Annotated in this window: 27 protein-coding genes, 1 tRNA gene and 1 riboswitch; of the genes, 18 read left to right on the top strand and 10 right to left on the bottom strand. The window is 70.5% G+C overall.

The annotated features are described in order from the left end of the window. Positions 1–118: 118 nt before the first annotated feature. Positions 119–1,408 carry a PTS transporter subunit EIIC gene (locus ACSYGO_RS19800; protein ID WP_426675508.1) on the bottom strand — a complete coding sequence of 430 codons (1,290 nt, stop codon included), beginning with the start codon at positions 1,406–1,408 and terminating at the stop codon, positions 119–121. A 175-nt stretch (positions 1,409–1,583) separates the two neighbouring features. On the opposite strand from ACSYGO_RS19800, the gene ACSYGO_RS19795 reads away from it, so the two are divergent. The 4 genes from ACSYGO_RS19795 to rdgB all read left to right on the top strand — a co-directional run bounded on the left by ACSYGO_RS19795 (position 1,584) and on the right by rdgB (position 3,963). After that, a complete protein-coding gene (locus ACSYGO_RS19795; RefSeq protein ID WP_095934620.1) occupies positions 1,584–1,817 on the top strand; it encodes a glucose PTS transporter subunit EIIB in 234 nt (77 codons plus the stop codon). Positions 1,818–1,895: 78 nt separating this feature from the next. After that, positions 1,896–2,642 carry a ribonuclease PH gene (rph, locus tag ACSYGO_RS19790; RefSeq protein ID WP_028804758.1) on the top strand — a complete coding sequence of 249 codons (747 nt, stop codon included), beginning with the start codon at positions 1,896–1,898 and terminating at the stop codon, positions 2,640–2,642. 141 nt (positions 2,643–2,783) lie between these two features. Then, positions 2,784–3,176 (top strand): hypothetical protein, encoded by a 393-nt coding sequence (locus ACSYGO_RS19785; RefSeq protein WP_095934618.1) that lies wholly within the window; start codon positions 2,784–2,786, stop codon positions 3,174–3,176. Between the two features lie 184 nt (positions 3,177–3,360). Further along, positions 3,361–3,963 carry an RdgB/HAM1 family non-canonical purine NTP pyrophosphatase gene (gene rdgB / locus ACSYGO_RS19780; protein ID WP_426675509.1) on the top strand — a complete coding sequence of 201 codons (603 nt, stop codon included), beginning with the start codon at positions 3,361–3,363 and terminating at the stop codon, positions 3,961–3,963. A gap of 41 nt (positions 3,964–4,004) precedes the next feature. Here the strand turns inward: rdgB and ACSYGO_RS19775 are convergent. The 3 genes from ACSYGO_RS19775 to bcp form a co-directional block, all read right to left on the bottom strand. Then, positions 4,005–4,087, bottom strand: a tRNA-Leu gene (locus ACSYGO_RS19775). 53 nt (positions 4,088–4,140) lie between these two features. Continuing rightward, positions 4,141–5,166 carry an HNH endonuclease signature motif containing protein gene (locus tag ACSYGO_RS19770; RefSeq protein ID WP_426675510.1) on the bottom strand — a complete coding sequence of 342 codons (1,026 nt, stop codon included), beginning with the start codon at positions 5,164–5,166 and terminating at the stop codon, positions 4,141–4,143. A 203-nt stretch (positions 5,167–5,369) separates the two neighbouring features. Beyond that, a complete protein-coding gene (gene bcp, locus ACSYGO_RS19765) occupies positions 5,370–5,837 on the bottom strand; it encodes a thioredoxin-dependent thiol peroxidase (protein ID WP_426675511.1) in 468 nt (155 codons plus the stop codon). Between the two features lie 138 nt (positions 5,838–5,975). Here bcp and ACSYGO_RS19760 point away from each other — a divergent pair, with 138 nt between their 5' ends. The 3 genes from ACSYGO_RS19760 (at position 5,976) to ACSYGO_RS19750 (ending at position 7,268) form a co-directional block, all read left to right on the top strand. After that, positions 5,976–6,314, top strand: coding sequence for a DUF3618 domain-containing protein (locus tag ACSYGO_RS19760; protein ID WP_460387168.1), 339 nt, complete (start codon positions 5,976–5,978; stop codon positions 6,312–6,314). 183 nt (positions 6,315–6,497) lie between these two features. After that, positions 6,498–6,800 carry a GroES family chaperonin gene (locus ACSYGO_RS19755; protein ID WP_187285621.1) on the top strand — a complete coding sequence of 101 codons (303 nt, stop codon included), beginning with the start codon at positions 6,498–6,500 and terminating at the stop codon, positions 6,798–6,800. A gap of 51 nt (positions 6,801–6,851) precedes the next feature. Beyond that, positions 6,852–6,917, top strand: a riboswitch (guanidine-III (ykkC-III) riboswitch). A 30-nt stretch (positions 6,918–6,947) separates the two neighbouring features. Then, positions 6,948–7,268 carry a DMT family transporter gene (locus ACSYGO_RS19750; protein WP_095934614.1) on the top strand — a complete coding sequence of 107 codons (321 nt, stop codon included), beginning with the start codon at positions 6,948–6,950 and terminating at the stop codon, positions 7,266–7,268. Between the two features lie 92 nt (positions 7,269–7,360). On the opposite strand, the gene ACSYGO_RS19745 is transcribed toward ACSYGO_RS19750, so the two are convergent. Continuing rightward, the gene (locus ACSYGO_RS19745) at positions 7,361–9,778 is read right to left on the bottom strand and encodes a transglycosylase domain-containing protein (RefSeq protein WP_426675512.1); all 2,418 of its coding nucleotides are present in this window, start codon (positions 9,776–9,778) and stop codon (positions 7,361–7,363) included. 224 nt (positions 9,779–10,002) lie between these two features. Here ACSYGO_RS19745 and ACSYGO_RS19740 point away from each other — a divergent pair, with 224 nt between their 5' ends. From ACSYGO_RS19740 to ACSYGO_RS19725, 4 genes are read left to right on the top strand one after another with little or no spacing between them, the layout of a single operon-like run. Beyond that, the gene (locus ACSYGO_RS19740; RefSeq protein WP_426675513.1) at positions 10,003–10,803 is read left to right on the top strand and encodes an ABC transporter permease; all 801 of its coding nucleotides are present in this window, start codon (positions 10,003–10,005) and stop codon (positions 10,801–10,803) included. A gap of 49 nt (positions 10,804–10,852) precedes the next feature. Continuing rightward, positions 10,853–11,686, top strand: a complete 834-nt coding sequence (locus ACSYGO_RS19735) for an ABC transporter permease (protein ID WP_426675547.1) — start codon at positions 10,853–10,855, stop codon at positions 11,684–11,686. 3 nt (positions 11,687–11,689) lie between these two features. Further along, positions 11,690–12,664, top strand: coding sequence for an ABC transporter ATP-binding protein (locus ACSYGO_RS19730; RefSeq protein ID WP_432172166.1), 975 nt, complete (start codon positions 11,690–11,692; stop codon positions 12,662–12,664). Between the two features lie 10 nt (positions 12,665–12,674). Next, positions 12,675–13,571 carry a DUF1707 SHOCT-like domain-containing protein gene (locus ACSYGO_RS19725; RefSeq protein ID WP_426675515.1) on the top strand — a complete coding sequence of 299 codons (897 nt, stop codon included), beginning with the start codon at positions 12,675–12,677 and terminating at the stop codon, positions 13,569–13,571. Between the two features lie 338 nt (positions 13,572–13,909). Here the strand turns inward: ACSYGO_RS19725 and ACSYGO_RS19720 are convergent, their stop codons facing one another. Next, positions 13,910–15,295 carry an SGNH/GDSL hydrolase family protein gene (locus ACSYGO_RS19720; protein WP_460387167.1) on the bottom strand — a complete coding sequence of 462 codons (1,386 nt, stop codon included), beginning with the start codon at positions 15,293–15,295 and terminating at the stop codon, positions 13,910–13,912. Between the two features lie 212 nt (positions 15,296–15,507). On the opposite strand from ACSYGO_RS19720, the gene ACSYGO_RS19715 reads away from it, so the two are divergent. From ACSYGO_RS19715 to ACSYGO_RS19700, 4 genes are all read left to right on the top strand, one after another. Beyond that, on the top strand, positions 15,508–16,887 hold the full coding sequence (locus tag ACSYGO_RS19715) for a DUF445 domain-containing protein (RefSeq protein WP_426675517.1): 1,380 nt from the start codon (positions 15,508–15,510) through the stop codon (positions 16,885–16,887). Between the two features lie 367 nt (positions 16,888–17,254). After that, entirely contained in the window at positions 17,255–18,760 is a 1,506-nt protein-coding gene (locus tag ACSYGO_RS19710) for an MFS transporter (protein WP_460387166.1), read from the top strand. Positions 18,761–18,960: 200 nt separating this feature from the next. Next, positions 18,961–19,434 carry a hypothetical protein gene (locus ACSYGO_RS19705; RefSeq protein ID WP_460387165.1) on the top strand — a complete coding sequence of 158 codons (474 nt, stop codon included), beginning with the start codon at positions 18,961–18,963 and terminating at the stop codon, positions 19,432–19,434. A 47-nt stretch (positions 19,435–19,481) separates the two neighbouring features. Beyond that, positions 19,482–19,841, top strand: coding sequence for a VOC family protein (locus tag ACSYGO_RS19700; RefSeq protein ID WP_460387164.1), 360 nt, complete (start codon positions 19,482–19,484; stop codon positions 19,839–19,841). Positions 19,842–19,934: 93 nt separating this feature from the next. Here ACSYGO_RS19700 and ACSYGO_RS19695 read toward each other — a convergent pair whose 3' ends face one another. Together ACSYGO_RS19695 and ACSYGO_RS19690 are read right to left on the bottom strand one after the other, a co-directional pair. Then, positions 19,935–20,444, bottom strand: a complete 510-nt coding sequence (locus ACSYGO_RS19695; RefSeq protein WP_426675521.1) for a levansucrase — start codon at positions 20,442–20,444, stop codon at positions 19,935–19,937. Positions 20,445–20,454: 10 nt separating this feature from the next. Next, a complete protein-coding gene (locus ACSYGO_RS19690; protein WP_432185990.1) occupies positions 20,455–20,904 on the bottom strand; it encodes a hypothetical protein in 450 nt (149 codons plus the stop codon). Between the two features lie 207 nt (positions 20,905–21,111). Here ACSYGO_RS19690 and ACSYGO_RS19685 point away from each other — a divergent pair, with 207 nt between their 5' ends. Beyond that, positions 21,112–22,080, top strand: a complete 969-nt coding sequence (locus tag ACSYGO_RS19685) for a GlxA family transcriptional regulator (protein WP_426675523.1) — start codon at positions 21,112–21,114, stop codon at positions 22,078–22,080. Positions 22,081–22,270: 190 nt separating this feature from the next. Here the strand turns inward: ACSYGO_RS19685 and ACSYGO_RS19680 are convergent, their stop codons facing one another. Beyond that, positions 22,271–22,573 (bottom strand): hypothetical protein, encoded by a 303-nt coding sequence (locus tag ACSYGO_RS19680; protein WP_345640991.1) that lies wholly within the window; start codon positions 22,571–22,573, stop codon positions 22,271–22,273. Positions 22,574–22,764: 191 nt separating this feature from the next. On the opposite strand from ACSYGO_RS19680, the gene ACSYGO_RS19675 reads away from it, so the two are divergent. Continuing rightward, the gene (locus tag ACSYGO_RS19675) at positions 22,765–23,439 is read left to right on the top strand and encodes a hypothetical protein (RefSeq protein ID WP_432185991.1); all 675 of its coding nucleotides are present in this window, start codon (positions 22,765–22,767) and stop codon (positions 23,437–23,439) included. Positions 23,440–23,471: 32 nt separating this feature from the next. Here the strand turns inward: ACSYGO_RS19675 and ACSYGO_RS19670 are convergent, their stop codons facing one another. Next, positions 23,472–24,224, bottom strand: a complete 753-nt coding sequence (locus ACSYGO_RS19670) for an HNH endonuclease (protein WP_460387163.1) — start codon at positions 24,222–24,224, stop codon at positions 23,472–23,474. Between the two features lie 161 nt (positions 24,225–24,385). On the opposite strand from ACSYGO_RS19670, the gene ACSYGO_RS19665 reads away from it, so the two are divergent. After that, positions 24,386–25,441, top strand: coding sequence for a DNA cytosine methyltransferase (locus ACSYGO_RS19665; RefSeq protein WP_432185993.1), 1,056 nt, complete (start codon positions 24,386–24,388; stop codon positions 25,439–25,441). Positions 25,442–25,449 lie beyond the last annotated feature (8 nt).

Genomic DNA, 25,449 nt, shown 5'->3' with positions numbered 1-25,449 from the left:
CGGATTTTGTGGGCTCGGCCATAGTCGGAACAAGTGGCCGCAAGGGATTGCAGACGTGACGAAGGGCCCCCGGACCGCACGGTCCGAAGGCCCCTGAGGGGTACGGGACAGACCTTACTTATGGCTTGGTCGTGTCCACCACCTCGTCCTCCGGCTCCCGCCCCGGAGTCCTGAGGTCGAACCTGGTGATCGCGAAGCGGAAGATCGCGTAATACACGACCGCGAAGCACAGCCCGATCGGGATGATCAGCCACGGCTTGGTCGCCAGATGCCAGTTGAGGGCGTAGTCGATCAGACCCGCCGAGAAACTGAATCCGTCGTGCACCCCGAGCCCCCACGTCACCGCCATCGACACACCGGTCAGGACCGCGTGGATCACATAGAGCAGCGGAGCGATGAACAAGAAGGAGTACTCGATCGGCTCGGTGATGCCCGTGACGAACGACGTCAGCGCGACGGAGAGCATCATCCCGCCGATCTCCTTGCGGCGATGCGGCTTCGCGCAGTGGGCCATGGCCAGCGCCGCGGCCGGCAGCGCGAACATCATGATCGGGAAGAACCCCGAGGTGAACTGGCCCGCGTCCGGGTCACCGTGCAGGAACATGTTGATGTCGCCGTGCACCACCTCCCCGCTCGGCGTGGTGAAGCTGCCGAACTGGAACCAGATGGGCACGTTCAGGAACTGGTGCAGACCGATCACGAGCAGCGCCCGGTTCGCCACGCCGAACACACCCGCGCCCCACGCGCCCAGACTCACCAGCCAGTCGCTGAAACTCTCCAGGCCGTCGCCGATCGGCGGCCAGACCCACAGACACAGCCCGGCGAACACGATGGCCACGAACGACATGATGATCGGCACCAGTCGGCGCCCGTTGAAGAAACCGAGCCAGTCCACCAGCTTGGTGCGGTGGTACCGCTGCCAGAAGTACGCGGTCATCAGCCCCATGATGATCCCGCCGAAGACCCCGGGATTCTGGTACGTGAACGCCGTCACGGAGAAGTCGGGCGCCTGGCAGCCGATGTCCTGGATGACCTTCGCCTGCTGAGCGCACTTCTCCGGGAACTCGTGCAGCACGCCCAGATACACCAGGAACCCCGCGACCGCGGCGAGCGCGGTGGAACCGTCCGCCTTCTTCGCCATGCCGATGGCCACCCCGACGCAGAACAGCAGCGGCAGCCCCAGCTCGCCGTCCAGCAGAGCGCCGCCCGCACCCTTCATCACCTTCGAGACGCCGTCCCAGCCGAGCCCGTCGGCGCCGAACACGTCCGGCTGGCCCAGCCGGGTCAGGATGCCCGCCGCCGGCAGCACCGCGATGGGGAGCTGAAGACTGCGCCCCATCTTCTGCATCCCCTGGAACAGACCGTTCCAGCGGTCGCGCGCGGTGGGAGCGGTGCTGTCGGCGGTCATGGGCGTCCTCCGGGCGGGGCCGGGTTTGGCGCCCGCCCGTCCACTGGTGTAGACCAGTTGATGACCGGTCGCCCTGTCGTGACCGCCATCATTCGGCACGAACGACATGACCGCTCGCAAAGATGGGCCAATTGTGGGTTACTGCGACAAAGCGGTTCGGATCAGGGAGTAGGACATGGCCAGCAAGGCTGAGAAGATCGTCGCCGGACTCGGCGGCATCGACAACATCGAAGAGGTCGAAGGCTGCATCACCCGCCTGCGCACCGAGGTCAACGACCCCTCGCTGGTCGACGAAGCCGCCCTGAAGGCCGCCGGCGCCCACGGCGTCGTCAAGATGGGCACCGCGATCCAGGTCGTCATCGGCACCGACGCCGACCCCATCGCCGGAGAGATCGAAGACATGATGTGAGCCACCCCGCTCACCCCCGAGGGGCTGCATCCATCACCGGACGCAGCCCCTCACCCGTATACGACTAGGCTCGTCGCCATGTCTCGCATCGACGGCCGCACCCCCGAACAACTGCGCCCCATCACCATCCAGCGCGGCTGGAGCAAGCACGCGGAAGGCTCCGTGCTCGTCTCCTTCGGCGACACCAAAGTCTTCTGCACCGCCTCCGTCACCGAAGGCGTCCCGCGCTGGCGCAAAGGCAGCGGCGAAGGCTGGGTCACCGCCGAATACTCCATGCTCCCGCGCGCCACCAACACCCGCGGCGACCGGGAATCCGTACGCGGCAAGATCGGCGGCCGCACCCACGAGATCAGCCGCCTCATCGGCCGCTCCCTGCGCGCCGTCATCGACTACAAAGCCCTCGGCGAGAACACCATCGTCCTCGACTGCGACGTCCTCCAGGCCGACGGCGGCACCCGCACCGCCGCCATCACCGGCGCCTACGTCGCCCTCGCCGACGCCGTCACCTGGGCCCAGGGCAAGAAACTCGTCAAGGCCGGCCGCAAACCCCTCACCGGCACCGTCAGCGCCGTCTCCGTCGGCATCGTCGACGGCATCCCCCTCCTCGACCTCTGCTACGAAGAAGACGTCAAGGCCGACACCGACATGAACGTCGTCTGCACCGGCGACGGCCGCTTCGTCGAAGTCCAGGGAACCGCCGAAGCCGAACCCTTCGACCGCAAGGAACTCAACGCCCTCCTCGACCTCGCCGTCGCCGGCTGCGACGAACTCGCCGCCATCCAACGCGCCGCACTCGAAACGACCCTCGAGGCAACCGGACGATAACCCTTCGCGTTCTAAGAGGTACGGGCGTACGGTCCAGCCGAGCGCCCACCGACCGCACCGCGGGCCGAGCCGACCCACCACCGGCCGGACCGGCCCGCGACGGCCGGGGACCACATCACGCCCACGGGGAGGGACCGTTCCATGGCCGCGCGCCATCGCCGCCGCACCGCCACCATCGCCGTCGTCGCCGCACTCGTCGCCCTGCCGACGACCATCGGATGCGACGCGGTCGACAAGGCCCTGGACTGCGTCCAGACCGCCGACTCCATAGCCGACAGCGTCACCGACCTCCAACAGGCCGTCGAGAACGCGGCGAACGACCCCACGCAGACCGACGCGTCCCTCAACTCCATCGAGAACAACCTCGACAAGATCGGCGACAAGACCGACAACGCCGACGTCAACAAAGCCGTCGACGACCTCGAAAAAGCCGTCGGCAACGTCCGCACCGCCATCAAGAACGGCGACAACACCCCCGACGTCAGCCCCGTCACCGACGCCGCCGGCGAACTCACCAAGGTCTGCACGCCGTAACACCCGCCCGCCCCTCGCGCCGGGCCGCCCGCCACACCCGCACCCCACACCGCCGGCCGGCCCGACGCGAAGGCCACGGGCTCCGGTCCGTCCACCGGTACCGGAGATGCCGTCCACCGGTACCGGAGATGCCGTCCACCGGTACCGGAGATGCCGCCCACCGGTACCGGAGATACTGACACCCATGACCCGCCTGATCCTCGCCACCCGCAACGCCGGAAAGATCACCGAACTCCGGGCGATCCTCGCCGACGCAGGCCTGCCCCACGAACTCGTCGGCGCGGACGCCTACCCCGACATCCCCGACGTCAAGGAAACCGGCGTCACTTTCGCCGAGAACGCCCTGCTCAAGGCCCACGCCCTCGCCCAGGCCACCGGCCTGCCCGCCGTGGCCGACGACTCGGGCCTGTGCGTCGACGTCCTCAACGGCGCACCCGGCATCTTCTCCGCCCGCTGGGCAGGCCGCCACGGCGACGACCAGGCCAACCTCGACCTGCTGCTGGCCCAGCTCTCCGACATCGACGCACCCCACCGCGCCGCCCACTTCGCCTGCGCGGCCGCCCTCGCCCTGCCCGACGGCACCGAACGCGTCGTCGAGGGACAACTTCGCGGCACCCTCCGCCACACCCCCGCCGGCACCAACGGCTTCGGCTACGACCCGATCCTCCAGCCGGACGGCGAGACCCGCACCTGCGCCGAACTCTCCCCCGCCGAGAAGAACGCCATCAGCCACCGCGGCAAGGCGTTCCGGGCACTGGTACCGGTGGTGGGGGAATTGCTGGGCTGAGCATGCGAAAGGGCCGCCGGGTCCGGCGGCCCTCTCCTGCGTGCGGCCGATGGGATTCGAACCCACATGGGCAAACGCCCAGAGGCACCTAAAACCTCCGCTTATACCATTCAGCAACGGCCGCTCAAAACGGTCATCACGCCCGACCGGCGGCACTCAGTGTACGAGGGCCGCGGCTCACCTGGCGAGAGGGACCACCCCCGCCTTCTGCCGGCACCACGTCGCCGTCAGCGAATGGCAGTTGGGGCACAGATACCGCAGGTTCTCCCGGCGATTGTCGCGCCAGTCCCCATTGATGTGGTCGATCTGCAAGGTGATCGGACGGCCTCGCCATTCGCCGGTGTTGCCGCATTCCGCGCACGCGTACGGCTCCCCGACCTCGGCCAGCGCCCGATGGAGCTGGGCCCTTCTGGGGCGTCCCGCCTGCTCCGGCAGGACGACCAGCACTCGGCAGGCGGTCGGTGCGGGCGCCGGTCGCTCGGGTCGCGCCCAGGCCCGGCGTTTGAAGTGGCCGGTGTCGAGTCCGAGGCGTGAGGCGGCCCGACGCACCCGCCGGTGGTTGGTGTCGTCGACCTCCATGCCGAGAGCGCGCATGACGTCGGCGAAACTCGTGCAGCGCGGCACGAGGCTCCGCAGCGCGTCCTCGGGAATCGCCGTCCGTCGATGGGCGAAGTGACTGACGTCGATGCGGTGCTCGGCGAGCATGCGGCCCAGCGCCGCCCGTGACCGGCCGTCGTCGGGGACCCCCAGGGCGCGCGCGACGCCCCGCACGCTGGTGGCCCCGGCCGCGGCTGCCCGCAGCTCTTCGCGGGTGAGGGGCAGGTCGACATTCCGACGCCCGATACCGGGGAAGTGACTGATGTCGATCCCCATCGCGTCGATACGGCGCCGGAGGTGGGAGAGCGTTCCCGTGGCCGGGACGGCTCCGAGCTTCAGGGCCACCTCCCGCAAGGAGGCGGCCGATGCGGCGGCTTCGGCGACAGCGGCGTCCGGATACGTGCGCCATGGACTGCTCTTGACGAAGTGGCCGGTATCGAGGCCGTATCGAGCCACTCTTTCCTGAAGTACCCGGCGACGGCCCCCGCTCGGCTTCAGGCCGAGGCGCCGCATGAGGTCCGCCCAGCTGCGCGCTGCGGCCACTTCACGTTCCAACGTCCCCTTGCGATAGAGGTCCGAGCGTTCGGACGTCCTTCGTGCCGTCATGCGTCCCCCGTTCCCTGCGCCGCTCCCGTACGGCCTGCCGGGCACGGCACCGCTGGTCACGCAGTGGGTCCGGTCCCCACTTCGTTCGCTCGGACGTCGCACCCTCGTACGGAGTAACGAACCCCCGCCCGTCCCGTCACGCGGGGAACGCGGAGCGGCTCGCGCCGACGGGTCGGGCGAGCCGCTGCGGGAGGGGTGGGGGCTCAGATGCCGAGGTCCTTGATGATCTTCGCCACGTGGCCCGTCGCCTTCACGTTGTACAGGGCCCGCTCGACCTTGCCCTCCTCGTCGACGATCACGGTGGAGCGGATGACGCCGACGACCGTCTTGCCGTAGAGCTTCTTCTCGCCGAAGGCGCCGTAGGCCTCCAGGACGGTCTTGTCGGGGTCGCCGACCAGGGTGACCTTCAGGGACTCCTTCTCGCGGAACTTGGCGAGCTTCTCGGGCTTGTCGGGGGAGACGCCGATGACGTCGTACCCGGCGCCCGCCAGCAGGTCGAGGTTGTCCGTGAAGTCGCAGGCCTGCTTGGTGCAGCCGGGGGTCAGGGCGGCCGGGTAGAAGTACACGATGACCTTGCGGCCCTTGTGGCCGGAGAGGGAGACCTCGTTGCCGTCGGCGTCGGGCAGGCTGAAGTCGGGGGCGGTGTCGCCGGGCTGGAGTCGCTCGCTCATCGGTACCTCACGTGGCCGGGGGATGGTTTACGGACCTATGGGTGACGAGCGTAATGGGGGTGCCGAGGGGTGCGCGGCTGCCCGAGCTGACAGACTGTCGACGGCAGAGAGTCAGAACACGACCACGGAGGCAGCGCGGTGTCGGATACGTCGAGAACGTCGGATACCAGGACTCCGGCGGAGATCGAGGCGGACATCAAGCGCCGCCGCGAAACGCTCGCCGAGACCCTCGACGAGATCGGCGTGCGGGTGCACCCGAAGACGATCGTGGGTGACGCGAAGGCCAAGGTCGCCTCGCACATCGACCACACGCTCGGCCGTGCCTACGTCGGTGTCAATCGCGTGGTCAGCGATGTGAAGGGCCAGCTGGTCAGCGAGGAGGGCGCGCCCCGCCTGGAGCGCATCGTGCCGGTGGCCCTGGTCGTGGCCGGTGTCGTCGGCCTGCTCGCCGTCGGTTCCCGGCGCCGCAAGCGCTGATCCACCGGGGGCCGGGGGCCGGGGGCCGGGGTCGGGGCGGGGCCCGTCCGGGTGCCGCCGGGTGGTTTCCGCGGGGCGAGGATCGACCCACTCGCGTGCGGAGGCGGCCGGGGCAGGTAGGTTCGGGGCGTGAGCGCCAATCGGGATAAGCACAGCACCCATCACGACAAGTTGCCCATCCGCATGCTGCACGACCGTGTGCTGGTGCGGCAGGACGCCGCGGAGGGCGAGCGCCGGTCCGGCGGCGGCATCCTGATCCCCGCGACGGCTGCGGTCGGCCGCCGTCTGGCCTGGGCCGAGGTCGTCGCCGTCGGGCAGAACGTCCGGACGGTCGAGCCGGGCGACCGCGTTCTGTACGACCCGGAGGACCGTGCCGAGGTCGAGGTGCGCGGGATCGCCTACGTGCTGATGCGCGAGCGGGATCTGCACGCCGTCGCCGCGGACCGCTTCGAGGGCTCCGAGGACTCGACGGGCTTGTACTTGTAGGTGTACGTCTGCCGAAGGGGCTGGTGACCATGGTCACCAGCCCCTTTTGCCTGTGTTTTGCTACGGTGGAGGGACCCGACGAGACGCGCCGTACCGGGATTGCAAAGACGACGCACCCCCTGTCGTCCGATGCACGGAGGTGCCGTCATGGCCTGGGTTCTGCTCGTCGTCGCCGGTCTGCTGGAGGTGGGCTGGTCGATCGGCATGAAGTACACCGACGGTTTCACCCGGCTGTGGCCGAGCCTGGCCACGGGTGCCGGGATCGTCGCGAGCATGCTTCTTCTCTCGTACGCGGCCAGGTCCCTGCCCATCGGTACCGCCTACGGCGTCTGGGTCGGGATCGGCGCCGCCGGGGCGGCGGTGCTCGGCATGGTGGTGCTCGGCGAGCCGGTGACCGCCGCCCGGATCTTCTTCGTGTGTCTGCTGCTGGTCGCCGTGGTGGGTCTCAAGGCGACCTCGGGTCACTGACGGGCCCGGTCACTGACGGGCCCGGCCGCTGACCGGCCCGGCCGCTGACCGGCCGGTCACCGACCAGCCTGGTCGCCGACCGGGCCGAGGGCCTAGGACCGGCGGTGCGGGGCCCGCCCGAAGGGGTTGGTGCCGGCGATCGTCCCGTTCGTGCCGCCGTCGGTCGTGCCGCCGTCCGTCGTCCCTCCGGTGCTGGTGCCGTCGGTGGTGCCCCCGTCGGTGGTCCCGCCGTCGGTGGTCCCGCCGTCCGACGTGCCTCCGTCGATCGTGCCGCCGTCGGTGGTGCCGCCGTCCGTCTGGCCCTCGGTCTGACCCTGGCTCTGGCCCTGGTCCTGGCCCTCGGTCTGGCCCTCGGTCTGCCCCTCGACCTGTCCTTGGCTCTGGCCCTGGATGTCCTGGCCCTGGATGTCCTCGCCGTCCGACGTGCCGCCGTCGTCGTCCTGGCCGCCGATGGTGTCCGGCGTGCTGGGTTCGGTCGTCGGGGTCTGCGTCTGCTCGGCGCCGGGCTGGAGCTGGAGGTCGAAGTCCGACACCGGGGTGCCGCGGAGCGCGGTCCGGGTGAACTGCGCCCAGATCCGGGCCGGGTAGGCGCCGCCGTTGATCCGGGTCTCGCCGAGGGCGCCGTACAGCGGCTTGTGGGCGCCGGTGTCGGGGTCCTGGCCCATCACGGACACCACGGTCGCGAGGTCCGGGGTGTAGCCCGCGAACCAGGCGGCCTGGTCCTCCTCGGCGGTGCCGGTCTTGCCGGCGGTGGGGCGGCCCGCGGCCTGTGCGGCCGTGCCGGTGCCACCCTCGACGACGCTGCGCAGGACGGAGGTGGTGGTGTCCGCCGCTTCGCGGCTCACCGCCTGGTGGGTGTCCCGGCTCGGCAGTTCGACGGCCTCCGCGCCGTCCTTGGTGATCTTCTCGACGAGCGAGTACGTGCCGCGCCTGCCGTGGTTGGCGAGGGTGGCGTACGCCTCCGCCATGTCGAGGACGCTGGCGGTGGCCGGGCCGAGCGCGATGGAGGGGGACGCGGTCAGGTCGGGGGTGTTCGAGGGGATGCCGAGGGACACGGCCGTCTTCTCGACCTCGTCCGGGCCGACGTCGACGGCCATCTGCGCGTACACCGAGTTGACGGACCGGTCGGTGGCGGTGCGCACGGTGATGTCGCCGTACGAGTAGCCGTCCTCGTTCTCGGGGGCGTAGGCGCCGCCGCTCCAGCCCCGTACGGGGCGCTTGTTGGTGCCGTCGTAGACGGTGTTCGGGTTGATCATGCGGCCGTCGCCGGTCGTCGAGTGGTTCTCGACGGCGGCGGTGAACACGAACGGTTTGAAGGTGGAGCCGACCTGGTAGTCGCGGCGGGTCGCGTTGTTCACGTACTGCTTGGTGTAGTCGATGCCGCCGTACATGGCGACGACCTTGCCGTTGGAGGGGTCGATGGCGACGCCGCCCGCGCGGACGTAGGTGTCGGTCTTGCGGTTCTTCTTGTCGAGCTTGTCCATCACCTGGTCGTCGACGGCCTTCACGAAGGCGTCCTGCTTGGGCTTCTGCAGTGTGGTGGTGATGCGGTAGCCGCCGGCGGCGAGGGTGTCCTCGTCGACGATCTTGTTGCTCGTGAGGTACTCCTTGACGGCCTGCACGAGATAGCCGCGCTGGCCGGACATGCCGGCCGAGCCCTTGGCCTGCTTGGGCGCGGGGAACTGCACGCCGGTGCGCTCCGCGGGGGTGAGCCACTTCTTGGCGATCATGCCGTCGAGGACGTAGTTCCAGCGGGCGAGGGCGGCGGGCTTGTTCTCCGGGTGCGCGATCACGTCGTACTCGCTGGGCGCGTTGAGGAGGGCGGCGAGGTAGGCGCCCTGGCCGACCGTCAGTTCGTCCGCGTCGACGCCGTAGTAGGCCTGGGCGGCGGCCTGGATCCCGTACGCGTTGCGGCCGTAGTAGCTGGTGTTGAGGTAGCCCTCCAGGATGTCGTCCTTGCTCTTCTCCCGGTCGAGCTTGATGGAGATGAAGAACTCCTTCGCCTTCCGCGTGACGGTCTGCTCCTGGCCCAGGTAGTAGTTCTTCACGTACTGCTGGGTGATCGTCGAGCCGGACTGCCTGCCCTTGCCGGTGGCGGTGTTCCAGGCGGCGCGGAGCATCGCCTGCGGGTCGACGGCCGACTCGCTGTAGAAGTCCCGGTCCTCGGCCGCGAGCGTGGCGTGCTGGGCGTCCTTGGAGATCTTCGCGAGTGAGACGTTCTCGCGGTTGACCTCGCCGTCGCGGGCGAGCTGACTGCCGTCGGCGTACAGGTAGACGTTGCTCTGCTTGGTCGCCGCGGCGTTCGCGGGCGGGATCTTCACCAGGTAGTAGCCGAGCGCGAAGAAGCCGATCAGAAGCAGCAGGGCGACGAGGAATGTGCCGAACACCATCCGCCAGGTCGGGACGATCCGGCGCCAGCCGGTGCGCCTGCGCTTCTGCTTCTTGCCGGGCTCGCCCGGTGCTCCTTCCTGCGGACCCGCTCCGTGCTGCGGCTGCGGCTCGTCACTCATCTGTTCGCCGGACTCCCGTTTCGCTTCGTACGTCGCCGTACGACCTCGTACGCCTTGTGCGCCCCCACTTGAAGACTTTCGCACCCGCCATTCCGTTCCCGGTTCCCGGCACGCGTCCTGCCCGGAAAATGCGTGGCGGGTGTCTCGGCCCCGCGGTTAGGCTCCGGACCTTTGGCCTCGGCGCGGTCGCCGGCGGGCTCGGGCACACCAGAGAGGATCTCCTCGTGGGCACAGGGCGGTTGTACGCCGCCGTCGCGGTCGGCGGGTTCCGGCGCTACGCCACGTACCGGACCGCCACGGCGGCGGGGGTGTTCACCAACACCGTCTTCGGGCTGATCCTGGCGTACATCTTCATCGCGTTGTGGGACGACAGACCGCATCTCGGCGGCTACGACCAGGCGCAGGCGCTCAGTTACGTGTGGCTGGGCCAGGCGCTGCTGATGGTCGTCGCGGTGATGGGCGGCGGCTTCGAGGACGAGCTGATCGAGAGAATCCGTACGGGTGACATCGCGATCGACCTGTACCGGCCCGCCGACCTCCAGTTGTGGTGGCTGGCCCAGGACGCGGGCCGTGCCCTGTTCCATCTGCTGGGGCGCGGTGTCGTCCCGCTCGCGTTCGGCGCGCTCTTCTTCGACCTGGCGCTGCCCGCCGACCCGCTGGCCTGGATCGCGTTCCTGGTGGCGGTGGCGCTCGGGGTGGTCGTCAGCTTCGCCCTGCGCTTCCTGGTGGCGCTCTGCGCGTTCTGGCTCCTCGACGGGGCCGGGGTGGCCCAACTCGCCTGGATCGCGGGCATCTTCTGTTCGGGGATGCTGCTGCCGCTGAACGTGTTCCCGGGTGTCCTCGGCGAGGTGGTGCGCGCCCTGCCGTGGTCGTCGCTGATCCAGGCGCCCGTGGACGTCCTGCTCGGCACGGCCGATGTGCCGCGCACCTACCTCTTCCAGGCGGCCTGGGCCGCCGCGCTGCTCGCTGCCGGGCGGCTCGTCCAGTCCGCGGCGACACGACGGGTGGTGGTGCAGGGTGGTTAGCACCGCGCGCAGCGGCACACGCCCCGCGGAGCGGGGTCCGGCGGACGCCGTGTGGGCCCCGCAGGGCAGGTACGAGCAGGTCCGTGAGGGGCTGCGTGCCTACCGGATGATCGCCGCCATGTGGATCCGCTCCACGATGGCCTACCGCGCCTCCTTCGCGATGACCACCTTCGGCAACTTCGCGGCGACCGCTCTCGACTTCGCCGCGATCCTGCTGATGTTCTCGCAGGTCGACCGGCTCGGCGGCTACTCGCTGCCCGAGGTGGCCTTCCTGTACGGGGTGGCGGGCACCGCCTTCGGGGTCGCCGACCTGGCGTTCGGTTCGATGGACCGGCTCGGCCGGCGGGTGCGCGACGGCACCCTCGACACGCTCCTGGTGCGTCCCGCGCCCGTGCTCGCGCAGGTCGCCGCGGACCGTTTCGCGCTGCGCCGCCTCGGCCGCATCACCCAGGGACTGCTGGTCCTCGGGTACGCCGTCGCCGTGCTCGACGTGTCCTGGACACCGCTCAAGGTCCTCATGATCCCGCTGATGCTGCTCAGCGGCGGCGTGATCTTCGCCGCGGTGTTCGTGGGCGGCGCGGCGTTCCAGTTCGTCGCCCAGGACGCCTCCGAGGTGCAGAACTCCTTCACGTACGGCGGCAGCACGCTGCTTCAGTACCCGCCCACCGTCTTCGCCACGGAGCTGCTGCGCGGGGTGACCTTCGTGTTCCCGATCGCGTTCGTCAACTGGCTGCCCGCGCTGTACGTGCTGGGGCGGCCCTATCCGCTCGACCTGCCGACGTGGGTCGCCTTCGCGCCGCCGCTGGTGGCGGCGGTCTGCTGCGTGCCGGCGGGTCTCGCCTGGCGCGCGGGCCTTCGGTCGTATCGCAGCACAGGGAGCTGACCCATGGACAACGAGGACGCCGACCTCATCCTCCTCGACCGTGTCGAGAAGGTCTTCGAGGTGCGCAGACGGACCGGCTTCCTGCGCGCCGAGCGGCGGCAGGTGCGCGCCGTGGACTCGCTCTCGTTCTCCGTGCGGCGCGGTGAGATGGTCGGCTACATCGGGCCGAACGGCGCGGGGAAGTCGACCACGGTCAAGATGCTCACCGGCATCCTGACGCCGAGCGGCGGCCGGCTGCGTGTCGCGGGCATCGACCCGTCCCGCGAGCGAACCCGCCTCGCGCGGCGCATCGGGGTGGTGTTCGGACAGCGCACGACCCTGTGGTGGGACCTCCCGCTGATCGACTCCTACCGGCTGATGCACCGCATGTACCGCATCCCGGACGGCCGCTACCGCGAGAACCTCGACCGCTGCGTCGAACTCCTCGACCTCGGTGACCTGTTGGACGTGCCGGTCCGGCAGCTGTCCCTGGGGCAGCGGATGCGCGGTGACATCGCGGCCGCGCTGCTGCACGACCCCGAGGTGCTCTACCTCGACGAGCCGACCATCGGCCTGGACGTGATCAGCAAGGCGCGGGTGCGGGAGTTCCTGCGCGACCTGAACGCCGAACGCGGCACGACCGTGCTGCTGACCACCCACGACCTCACCGACATCGAGCAGTTGTGCCGGCGGGTGATGGTCATCGACCACGGCCGGCTGGTGTACGACGGCTCGCCGGCCGGGCTGCACGAGGTGGGGGAGAGCGAGCGGACGCTGGTGGTGGACCTGGAGCGGGAGCTTCCGCCGATCGAGGCGGAGCCGGCGCGGGTGGTGAAGGTGGAGGGGCCGCGCCAGTGGCTGGCCTTCCCCGCCTCCGAGTCGGCCGCCCCGCTCGTGGCGCGGATCGCGGCGCGGTACCCGCTGGTCGACCTCTCGGTGCGGGAGCCGGACATCGAGGCGGTCATCAGCCGCATGTACGCGGGCAAGGCAGTCTCGTAGGCTGACCTCCATGACCGACGATGTGCCGGAACTGCGAGCCTCCGACGCCGACCGTGAACGAGTCGCCGAGCAGCTGAGGGACGCCCTCGCGGAAGGCCGTCTCGACATGGAGGAGTTCGAGGAGCGGCTGGAGGCGACCTACCAGGCCCGTACGTACGGGGAGCTGGCACCGATCACCCGCGACCTTCCGGGCGCGGCGGCCGCGGCCCCGGTCTCCATGGTCAAGGAGCCCGTGGGGGACGGAAGTTGGGCGGGGCGGATCGTCGGCGGCGAGGGCTCGTCCTCATGGGGCGTCGCGATCCTGTCGGGCTTCGAGCGCAGGGGCCGCTGGACGGTCCCCAAGCGCTTCAACTCCTTCGCGTTCATGGGCGGCGGCGAGATCGACCTGCGCGAGGCGAACTTCGCGGACCGTGACGTGGTCATCAACTGCGTGGCGGTCATGGGTGGCGTCAATGTCATCGTGCCGCCCGGTGTCGAGGTGGTCGTCCGCGGCATCGGCATCATGGGCGGTTTCGACCACCGCGAGGAGGGGCGGCCCGGGGAGCCCGGAGCGCCCCGGGTGATCGTCACGGGTTTCGCGTTCTGGGGCGGTGTCGGCGTCGAACGCAAGCTGACCCGCGCCGAGCGGCAGCGTCTGAAGGCGGAGCGCCGCCAGGAGAAGCTGGACCGCAAGGCGGCCCGCGCCGAGCTGGAGGGACCGGAGGCCGGGGGGTCCCGGCGGGAGGCTCTCGGCGACATGTTCGACGCGCTCGACGAGGCCCGCGATCTGATCCGCGAGCGCCACGAGGAGCGCTGGGCGCGCCACGAGGAGCGCCGCGAGCGGCACTGGGCCCGGCAGGAGGAGCGCCGCGAGCGCCACCGGGAGCGGCGCGAGCACCGCGACCGGCACCACGACGGGGACTACTGACCGCACCGGCCGCCGGCTGCCCGCCGGGGTCGTACGGGCCCTGGGGGCCTGTGTGGACCGTGCGGGCCCCGGACGGTCCGGGAGCCGGGCCGCTTCCGCGCGCTGTGGTGCTGCCGGCGCCCTGTGGTGCTTCCTGAGCGCCCCGCGGCGCGTCCGGCCCGTTCTCGCCTCTTCGGGCCTCTCGGGGCCTCCTCAGGCTCCTTCGGGCCCCTTCAAGCTCCTCCAGGCCCCTTCAAGCTCTTCGGGCTCCGGAGGGCCGGTGTCCGTCCGTCCTGCCCATCCCTCCGGCCCCCGGGCACGGTCCCCGGGGGAGTGCCTGGCCGGCACGTGGGGAAGCGTCACAGCTCCGCCGGGGCCGAGCCCTTCAGGTCGTCCAGGTCGAAGACCTCGGCCATCTTCCGGTACCCCTTGTCGCTCGGGTGCAGGTGGTCGCCCGAGTCGTAGTCGGACCGCAGCCGCCGCGGGTTGTACGGGTCGCGCAGCGCGGCGTCGAAGTCGACGACGTCGTCGTACACCTTCCCCGACCGGATCTCCGCGTTGACGGCCTGCCGCACGGCCTCGCGCGCGTCGGTGTAACCACGGTGCCCCTGAAACGGCATCAAGGTGGCGCCGACGACGCGCAGTCCGCGGGCGTGCGCCTGACGCACCAGCTTCCGCAGGCCGTCGGTGACGGTGGCCGGGTCGACCTGGTTCGGGTTGCGCAGGATGTCGTTGACGCCGAGGTCGATCACGACGGCTCTGACATTGGTGCGGTCGAGGACGTCACGCCCGAACCGCGACAGCCCGCTCGGGTTGTCCGCGGGCCGGCCGAGCCCCGCCGCGAGCACCTGGTTGCCGCTGATGCCCTGGTTGACGACGCTGTAGCGGGGCGTGTCGCCCGACCCGGCCGCGGCGCGCAGCCGGTCCGAAAGGACGTCGGTCCAGCGGTGGTTGGCGCCGACCGTCGACGTGATGCCGTCGGTCAGTGAGTCGCCGAGGACGACGACGGTGCCCGACGCCTCGTCGCTCAGCACGTCGAGCGCGGTCAAGTACCGCCAGTACTCGCTCTGTTCGGTGTACGCCGTGCTGGTCACGTCCTCCGTGCGGTCGCCGTCCGCGACGTACGAGACCTGCCGCGCGTGCGGGTGGTAGGTGACCGGGCCGGACTCGGCCGGCGCGTACGTGGTGACGAGGATGTCCGCGCCGTGCGGGATCCGCACGCGCACCGCGTCGCTCATCACCTGCCCGCCCGCCGGGATGACGACCGTGGGGTTGCCGCCGAAGGTGAGGCGGCGCATGGTGTCGGCCGCCGCGGCGGCGTTGTTCGGCGTCGCGGCGACGGCGAGCGAGACGTGCGTGAGGGTCAGCGGCTGCTGCCCGTAGAGATTGGAAAGCGTGATGCGGGCACTCGTACCACCGGCGCTCGCGTGCACGACGTTGCGTATGGAGCGGCCCGCCATGCCGTGCGTCTCGGTGCCGGGCTCGGCCCCCACCGGTGAGGCCGACCAGGCGCCGACCCAGGTGCCCGTGGAGGCGGGCGCCGCCGAGTTGTGCGGCGTACGGCCCGCGGCGAGGTTGTTCCGGTCGCCGCTCCCGTCGTCGGCCGAGACACCGATGTAGATGGCGGCGGAAAGGACCACGACCAGGGCGATGATCGCGGCCAGCAGGGCGCCGTGCCTCACGGGGACCGCGGACGTCTGTGGGTCCACAGCGTGCCCCGCACCCCCGGCGTGACGCTTGGTCATGCGGTGCGTGTCTCCTCGGACGATGGGAGCCCGAGGCTCCGATGTGATCACCCCATGATGCGTCATGGGGCGGAAGAACACCGACAGCGCCCCCCTACGGGACCCCCTGGTCGATTCCCCGTCCGAACAGACGCCGGGAACTCCTGGTCCGTTCCAGGAGTCGGTCAGGAAGGAGCCCAGGAAGGGACAATGTGTACGGGGACTGAGAACGGATGGAGTGGATGGAACGCACGAAATCAGGTGAAACAAGCGATCCAGAGCAGCCTGCCCGGTCCGCCGCCGCCGTGAACCCCGCGACGACGGCGACCGCCGGGCGGCCGGGCCGCGCGATGACCACCTTCAGCCCCGCCGACGAGGAGCGCCGCCGCGGAGTGCGCCGTATGAAGGCCACCGCGACCGGTCTGCTGCTGCTCGTCGCGCTCGTCTACGTCCTCGCCAAGTGGGCGTCCCACGAGGGCGCCGGCGCCTGGGCCGGGTATGTGGCGGCAGCGGCCGAAGCGGGCATGGTCGGCGCCCTCGCCGACTGGTTCGCGGTCACGGCCCTGTTCCGGCACCCGCTCGGCCTGCCCATCCCGCACACCGCGATCATCCCCACCAAGAAGGACCAGCTCGGGGTCTCCCTCGGCGAGTTCGTCGGCGAGAACTTCCTGTCCGAGGAGGTCGTGCGCCAGCGGCTGCGGGCCGTCGGCATCGGCAGCAGGCTCGGCGCCTGGCTCGCCGAACCGGAGCACGCCGACCGGGTGACGGCCGAACTGGCGACCGCGCTGCGCGGCGCGCTCGCCGTCCTGCGCGACTCCGACGTGCAGGCCGTGGTCGGCGAGGCCATCACGCGCCGCGCCGACGCCCAGGAGATCGCGCCCGGCATCGGCAAGCTGCTGGAGCGGATCGTCGCGGACGGCGGCCACAGACGCGTCGTGGACCTGATCTGTGTCCGCGCCCACGACTGGCTGGTGCTGCACGACGAACAGGTCCTGGACGCCGTGCAGGGCGGCGCCCCCGGCTGGACCCCCCGGTTCGTCGACAAGCGGGTCGGCGAACGGGTCTACAAGGAGCTGCTCCGCTTCGTCACCGAGATGCGCGACGCCCCTTCGCACCCGGCGCGCGGCGCACTCGACCGCTTCCTCACCGACTTCGCCTCCGACCTCCAGTCCGACACCGACACCCGCGCGCGCGTGGAGCGGCTCAAGGGCGAGGTCCTGGGCCGCGGGGAGGTGCAGGACCTCATCGCCTCCGCCTGGACCGCCGTACGCTCCATGATCGTGTCCGCCGCCGAGGACGAGCGGAGCGAGCTGCGGCTGCGCGTGCGGGCCTCGCTGCTGTCGCTGGGCGCCCGCATGGCCACCGAGCCCAAGATCCAGGCGAAGGTCGACTCCTGGGTGGAGGACGCGGCGGTGTACGTCGTGACGACGTACCGCAAGGAGATCACCTCGCTGATCACCGACACCGTCGCGAGCTGGGACGCCGAGCACACCACCCGGAAGATCGAGGCGCACATCGGACGCGACCTCCAGTTCATCCGGATCAACGGCACGGTGGTGGGCTCGCTGGCGGGTCTGCTGATCTATGTGGTGTCGCGGGCGCTGGGGGCCTGAGCGGCGGCGGCCGGCCCGCGCGGGGCCGCCGCGGCCCGGGCTCCGGCTGGGCGCGGTCCCGGGCTCGACGGGGGTGCGAGCCTGAAGGCCTGCCCTGCTGGGCGCGGGTGCGGGGCGCCGGACGCGGGCCCGCGCCGCCGGGTGCGGGTGCCGGGCGTGCGGTGCAGGCTGGAGGCATGGAGGCCCTTCCCGCCGGTGCCGGGTGCAGGCCTGGAGGCCCCTCCCGCCGGTGCCACGTACAGGGCTGGAGGCCCCTCCCGCCGTTGCCGCGTACGGGCCCGGACGTCCGCCCCGCCGGCGCCGTGCGCAGGCGTGAAGGCCGGAGGCAGGGGCACCCGGACGTGGTTCGCCCAGGAAAGAGGGAGCCATGACCGCACCAGCCCCGGGCGCCTCCGGACCCGCCCCCACCGGCACCGTCACCACGGACGTGCCCGCCCGCCTGGACCGGCTGCCCTGGTCCCGCTGGCACTGGATGATCGTGATCGGCCTGGGAACCGTGTGGATCCTGGACGGCCTGGAGGTCACCACCGTCGGCAACATCGCCGGACGGCTCTCCGAGGAGGGCAGCGGCCTCGCCATCACCTCCGCCCAGGTCACCGGCACCGCCGCGGCCCTGTACGTGGCGGGCGCCTGCGCGGGCGCCCTCTTCTTCGGCCGGCTCACCGACCGCTACGGCCGCAAGAAGCTCTTCATGGTCACCCTCGCCGTCTACCTCTCCGCGACCGCGCTGACCGCGCTGTCCGTCGACGCCTGGTGGTTCTTCGCCTTCCGCTTCCTCACCGGCTTCGGCATCGGCGGCGAGTACGCCGCCATCAACTCCGCGATCGACGAGCTCATCCCCGCCAAGTACCGGGGCCGCGTCGACCTGATCATCAACGGCAGCTACTGGCTCGGCGCCATCGGCGGCGCACTGCTGTCCATCGTCATGCTGAACACCGACATCTTCCCTACGAACGTCGGCTGGCGGCTCACCTTCGGCCTCGGCGTGGTCCTCGGACTGGTGATCCTGCTGGTCAGGCGGCATGTTCCGGAGAGCCCGCGATGGCAGTTCATCCACGGCCGCGGCGAGGAGGCCGAGGAACTGGTCGCCTCCGTCGAACGGGACGTCGAGCGCGAGAAGGGCGCACCGCTGCCCCGCGCGCGCGGCGAGATCACCATCCGGCAGCGCAAGAGCATCGGCTTCGGCACCATCGCCAGGACCGTGTTCGCGCACTATCCCAAGCGTGCCGTCCTCAGCCTCGCCCTCTTCATCGGCCAGGCCTTCCTCTACAACGCGATCACCTTCGGCTTCGGCGCCATCCTCACCACGTTCTTCGACGTGCCCACCGGCGGCACCGGCTACTACTTCGCCGTCATCGCGGCCGGCAACTTCCTCGGCCCGCTGCTGCTCGGCAAGCTCTTCGACACCGTCGGCCGCCGGATCATGATCTCCTCGACCTACCTGCTCTCGGGTCTGCTGCTGTTCGGCACGGCCTGGCTCTTCGACCGCGGCTCGCTGAGCGCGGCGACGCTCACGGCCTGCTGGTGCGCGGTCCTCTTCTTCGCGTCCGCGGGCGCCTCCAGCGCGTACCTCACGGTCTCCGAGATCTTCCCGATGGAGACCCGGGCCATGGCCATCGCCTTCTTCTACGCCATCGGCACCGCCGCGGGCGGCATCAGCGGCCCGCTGGTCTTCGCCGACCTCACGGAGTCCGGGGTGGTCGGCGACACCGTGCTCGCCTTCCGGATCGGTGCGACCCTGATGTGCGCGGCGGGCCTGGTCGCCGCGTTCCTCGCGGTGAACGCCGAGCGCCGTTCGCTGGAGGACATCGCCACACCGCTGTCGGTGGAACCGGCGGATGCCGCCGCGTCGTCCGCGTCGACGAGGAGCTGACTCCCGGCCCGCACGGGCCCCGGGCCGCGGCTGACTCCCGGCCCGGACCGCGGCTGAACTCCCGGTCCCCCGGGCCGGCGGCGGGCGCCGGCTCCCTGGCACGGCCCCCGGCAGGCGTCCCCGAGCGCACGGATCTGAGTACGGGCACCTGAGTACGCGTACTCTGTCGGCCCGCCGCGCGGACGGGAACCCTCGTACGCATGACCGAGAAGCTGTTGAGCCCCCTGCGAACGTGCCCCGGGCCGGAACGCTGGCTGACGCGCCTGCTCGGCGCCGTGCTCTCCTGCACGGCGTATCTCCTGTGCCTGCCCTGGGACCTGGGCAACCGCCGGGCGACACAGGACGCCCTCACCGAGACGAGCCCCGTCACGGGTGCCGGCGTCGTGACCCTCGCCGTGGTCCTGCTGGTCCTGGCCGCCTACTTCGGCCACCGGGACGCGCTGGCCTGGGCGTTGCTGCTGGTCGCGGTCGGACCGGCGACGCTGCTGTACGTGTCGCTGCGCACGCATCCCGGCCCCCCGGACGGGTTCGCGGGCGCATGGCCGCTGATCTGGGCGTTCTTCACGCTGCTGATGGCGACCGGGGTGCTCGTCGCGGCGGCGGTGGCACGGCAGTTCAGGGCAGACTTGGCGGACGACTTCAACGAGGAACTGAGCCTGGCCCGCCGCCCGTGACGCGTGAGGAGCCGTCACCGGCGGCCACGAGGCGTGAGGAGCCCCGCATGACCGTGCGCAGGATCGTCCCGGACGTCCACGTCGAGTCGGAGGAGGCCATGGCCACCAGCCGGGACTTCTACGGCCTGCTCGGCTTCGAGGAGGTCATGCACCTGGGCTGGGTCATGACGCTGGCCTCGCCCTCCAACCCCACTGCCCAGATCAGCTTCTTCACCGCGGAGCGCACCGGTCCCGTCGTCCCCGACCTGAGCGTGGAGGTCGAGGACGTGGAGGCGGTCTACGAGCAGGTCCTCGCCTCGGGCGCCGAGGTCGTACGGGAACTGCGCGAGGAGGAGTGGGGCGTACGGCGCTTCTTCGTACGGGACCCGAACGGGCGGGTGGTCAACGTGCTGGAGCACCGGACATGAGCCGCCCGCGCCGGGCACCCGGAATCCGGGGCGCCCGGGACCCCGAACACCCGGAACCCCGGGCGCCTGGAACCCCGGGACCCCGGGGCGCGGTCACTGCCCGTAGAAGTACTGCGAACCCTTCTCGATGAAGTACGAGGCGTAGACACGGCCGAGGGCCGGCTTGCCGCGGTACATCCCCACGTGATTGCGCGCGCTGTCGACCACGACGGGCCGCGTCATGCAGGCGAACTTGATGCGCTGCTGCGCCTCCGCCCACTGCACGGCGGCCGGATCGACCCGGTCGCTGACCAGGAGCGGGAAGGCGCCGATGCCGTTCTGCATCCCCACGGGCAGACCGCCCTTGGTGTCCTTGGCGTACTTCATCACCTGGTCCGTGAAGGCCGAGACGACGGGCACGGTTATCTCCGGGACCGCCGCGGCCACCGTGAACAGATGCAGCCTGGTCGCCATCCAGCGCATCTTGAAGTCGGCCCGCCGCCCCACGAGGACGGGCACCCCGGCCCAGTCCTCCCAGCGCGTCGCGCATCCGTCGGCCGTCAACTGGCGCTCCACGAAGGCCAGGTAGGCCCCCGGCGCCGACTGTCCCTGCTGTGCGTACATGGGCGGGATCCTAAGCCCCCGTGGTGGACCCCGGCCGCACGATCATCAGGACCGTGACGGTCGCCCACAGGAGGTTGAAGATCCCGGTGAACATGGCGAGCCGTACGGTCGCCTGTCGGTCGCCCGCGCCCTCCACGAGCGCGCTCTGACGGGGCAGGACCAGCGCGCCCAGGACCACCGCCGCCAGCGCGGTCAGCGCGATCGAGACGATCAGCCAGGTGTCACCGAGGACCCCCATGTCGCTCGCCGTGGCGAAGCCGAAGACGGGGACGGCGACGCCGACGACCGCGTACACCTGGCAGATGCGGTGCAGCAGGCGCGTGGTGGCGACGGCACGCTCGTCGTCCGGCGCGGCGAGGGCCCTGCGCGCGGCGGGCGGGAACATGCTCGCGGCGACCGTGACGGGCCCGACGGCGACGATCGCGGCGATGACGTGGACGGCGAGGAGGAACTTGGTCACGGGGTGACGGTAGGGGCGGGGGAGGATCTTCCAGAAGTGGCGGTTCTGCCAGGCCCCAACGGATTCTCGCCAGAGCCTCCCACGGAAGCCTCTCGCCCCTCTCATCCGGCCTGATCCCCTCGGACACAAGGAAAGCCCCTCGCAGCCGAACACGGACACCCAGGTCGCCGCGGTGACCGGAACCCGCTGTCCGCGTACGCTCTCGCCATGCACACCGTGGCCGTACTCGCGCTCGACCAGGTCATCCCGTTCGATCTCAGCGCCCCGATCGACGTCTTCGGCTGGGCCCGGCTGCCGGACGGCCGGGAGGCGTACCGCGTCCGGGTCTGCGCGGTCGAGGAGGGCCGAGAGGTGGGCGCCGGACCGTTCACCCTGCGCGCCCCGCACGGTCTGCCGGCCCTGGCCGAGGCGGACACGATCATCCTGCCGGGCGTCGCCGACCCCACCGCCCCGCTCCCGCCGGGCGTCGCGGAGGCGCTCCGCGCGGCGGCCGCGAACGGCACCCGCATCGCCTCCGTCTGCGTGGGGGCCTTCGTCCTCGCCGCCACCGGACTGCTGGACGGACTGCGCGCGACCACCCACTGGATCGCGGCCCCCGACCTGGCCGCCCTGCATCCGGCCGTCACCGTCGACCCGAACGTCCTCTACGTCGACAACGGCCAGTTCCTCACCTCGGCGGGCGCGGCGGCCGCCCTCGACATGTGCCTGCACATGATCCGCAAGGACCACGGCTCGGCCGTCGCCGCGCACGCCGCCCGCATGTGCGTCATGCCGCTGGAACGGGAGGGCGGTCAGGCCCAGTTCATCGTCCACACACAGCCGCCCGTGCCGACGGGGACGACGCTGGAACCGCTCCTGGACTGGCTGGAGGAGAACGCCGCCCGCGACCTGACCCTGGAGGACATCGCGGGCCACGCCGGCATGAGCACCCGCACCCTCAACCGCCGCTTCCGCGAACAGACCGGCACGACACCGCTCCAGTGGCTGCACCGGGCCCGCGTGCGGCGCGCCCAGTACCTGCTGGAGACGACCACCTATCCGGTCGAACGTATCGCCACCCAGGCGGGTTTCGGCTCACCCACGGCCTTCCGGGAACGCTTCAAGCGAGTGGCGGGGACAAGCCCGCACGCGTACCGGCGGGCGTTTCAGGGGGAGGGGGCGGGGAGGGTGGGGTGAGCCCGGGCCGACGCCCGGGGCCGGGCGGGTGAGCCCGTGTTCAGGGTCGGCGGCCTGCGTCGCCCGGCCGCTCATTACGCCCGACCTCTCTCAGGCCTTGCGGTAGGCCACAGCCGAGGCGGCAAGGGCCACGGCTTTGGCCGGTCTCGCCACGGACCGGGTGGGTGGCCGGCGCCACCCGCCGCTTCCCTCAGGCCTTGCGGTCGGCGACGGCCCAGGAAGCGAGGGCCACGGCCCCGGCGACGCCGAACACGGCGGGCCAGGCGCCGACCTTCTTGGCCAGCGGGTGGGACCCGGCGAAGGCGGCGACGTAGGCGGCGGTCAGCGCACCGGCGGCCTTCCCGCCCGCAGCCTGCCGCCACTGCTGCGCGGCCGTGGCGCCCGCGGCGGCCAGCACGACCCCGCCCAGCTGCCGCTTCTTGGTCCAGCGCGCCACGCCGTAGCCGCCGATGAGTCCGCTCGCGGCCACCACCGCGGCCGGTACCTTCGCCATCACTGCCTCCCGCTGCTGCGTCAGTCGAACGAACCGAGGCTAACCCGGGCCCTTCCGTCACCCGGCGCCCACCCTCACCAAACGCGCATCGAGGTCAATCGAGGCATCCGGGCGAGGACGTCCCGCCGCCGCGCAGGACAGGCAGACCGGCGCCCCACCCTTTGTCAGTGGCACCCGCTTTGATGTGCGCCATGACCGCTCACGACGTCGTACGCGCCCTGCCGGACATCGAGTCCCTGAAGAACCTCTGCCGCTCGATCGCCATGGCGGAGGCGATCCTGAACCCCGACGGCGAGCGGGACCACTCCTTCGCGCCCGCTTGGTCGCCGACGGAGTCGCTCGCCTCGATGCGGAACGGCTCCGGCGACGAGTACGACATCGTCTTCAGCCCCGCGGGCGCCTACATACGCGGCTTCGACCACGAGTCGCCCATGAGTCCTTACGCCCATGACGACGTGCCCACACCGTGGCCCGGCGTGCTCGAAGCGGTCCCCGAGGCCTTCCTGCGCTACGTCGACGAGCCCGCCTTCACGGACGAGGACGGAACGCCCGCGGTGACGGTGTGCGTGTGGCGAGAGACCGGCGCCCCGTCCTGGAGCACCGGCCGGATCACCTACCCGGAGGGCCACCAGGATCCCGACGGGTCGGACTGGCTCTTCGACCTGCTGATCCACCCGACGCCGGAGGCGTTCCAGGCGTATGCCGAGGACTACTACGAGATGCCCGTCGACATCGAGGCCCTCCGCCACGTGTACGCCCTGCGCCCGCTGGGCCGCGCCCAAATCACCGCGCTCAACCCGTCGGCACCCCTGACGGCTATCACCGAGGCGGCCACGAGGATGGGATACCCGGTGACCGAACTCTGAGGCGTGCAGGTGCACTAACAAATTGAGCCGGCTTAGCGATCGACGGGTTGAGCGTACTTCCGTATCTCGTCACGCAGGGCTGACGGTGTGCGCCAAGATTCTCCGGGACGGCACCTGTGGCACATGCGGTGACAATTCGCGCACAGACAGGCGAGGTCGTCGAGCTTGGTCTCCCGGGTTCCGGAGATGTGGAGGGGGAGAACATGGTGGACTTCGATGTAGCCCTCACCCAGGGCGCCGTAGGCGCGCGAGAAGTCGAAGGCGCATACCTCGCAGCTGAGTGGCCTCCCGCTGCGCGTGGCTTGCTGGATCTTGCGTCTCCGCAGCTTCGGGTCCCGTTCACGGGCGAGTGCGCGGCGGACCAGAAGCCGTCCCTCCACCGCAGTGCCCCCCGTGTCGTCGTCGATTTCGCCAGGCTGCACAGGGAGCAGATGCAAATCGCCGGAACTGATGCCGTCCTCGATGGCCTCGGCTGCTTGGAGCATCTCAGACTGCCGCTCGGTGAATGCCTTGATCATTTGAAGCGTGGGCCCGCCGCACCTGGTCCGCCCGCCCTGGTAGGGGCCGTAGTTTGTCGCGAAGTCGGTGGTCTTGCGGCTGACGCTGTCGGGGGAACGAAATTCAGGCAGCGCTCTGGCTTCCGGGCTGTGGAGCGGCAGCGAGCGCAGCAGCTCGGACAGCTCCTGCACTTCCTGGTCCCCAGTCCTCAGCTCACGCCAGCCGTTCTTCACGACCAGGGCACCAGCCAGCACGAGCTCATCCTCGGTCCATGCAGGGCTACGCATGGGCAATATCGTATGAGTGTTCGGTGCGGCGGAGGGTGTGTTCAGTGAATCGCGAGACGTGCTGCACACTTGGTCAGGTCTCGTTGTCAGTGGGGTCTGTCACCCTCAGTGATGGTGGACTGCAAGATGCGTCTGCCGCTGCACGGCTGTAAGGAGGGGGCATGACCCGCACAAACGAACTGAAGTACACCTCGGTGGAAATCTGCGCCGGGGCCGGAGGCCAGGCTGTCGGTCTCCATAACGCGGGTTTCAGGCACGCTGCTCTGATCGAGATTGACAAGGACGCATGCCAGACCTTGAGGGCCAACACTGACGAGAATCCTGAGTGGGCTGGCTGCAAGGTAATCCAGGCGGATCTCAGGGAGTTCGATCCGGCTGATCTGGGTCTCGAGCCAGGTGAGCTCGACCTGCTGGCAGGTGGTGTGCCCTGCCCTCCGTTCTCGGCAGCTGGCAAGCAGCTGGGCCGTGACGACGAGCGAGACCTCTTTCCGGACATGCTTCGCCTTGTTGATCATCTTGAGCCCAAGGCGGTGATGATCGAGAACGTGAGAGGGCTTCTCGACCCGAAGTTCGCCGAGTACCGCCAGGAGATCATCAAGCGACTGCAGTCCATGGGGTACGAGGAGTGCTACTGGGACATCCTGGAGGCCAGGAACTATGAGGTTCCTCAGCTCCGCCCGCGCGCCATCCTGGTTGCCATGAAGCCTGAGTACGCCCAGTACTTCGAGCATTCAAAGCCCGCGGAGAAGGCCCAGGTCAGCGTGGGGCAGGCCCTGCACGACTCGATGCGAGCGCGATACGACGCGGTAGCTGACGACCCCAGGGCCGAGACCTCTTTCAAGAGGTGGTACGAGAAGGCGCTGGAGGGCGTGGCGCCCACGGTCGTCGGCGGTTCCAAGAAGCACGGTGGCGCGGACCTCGGCCCGACGCGTGCAAAGCGGGCCTGGGCAGACCTCGGAGTGTGCGGTCTCGGGGTCGCCAATGAACCGCACGAGATGAAGGATGCGGAGCGCGACCTGTTTGCGTCCGCCGGGCCCAAGCTCACCGTGACCCAGGCAGCCCTCATTCAGGGTTTCCCTGAAGACTGGCGTTTCGCTGGCCGCAAGACAGCTGCGTACAGGCAGGTGGGGAATGCCTTCCCGCCGCCCGTTGCCCAGGCTGTTGGTGAACAGATCTACGCAGCCTTCCAGGCGGTTGAGAAGGCGCAGAAGAGCTGAAGCTACCT

It is taken from the genome of Streptomyces krungchingensis (assembly GCF_054729265.1).
The sequence above is the reverse complement of the archived record's forward strand: the minus strand, read 5'-3'. Positions and strand labels throughout refer to the sequence as shown.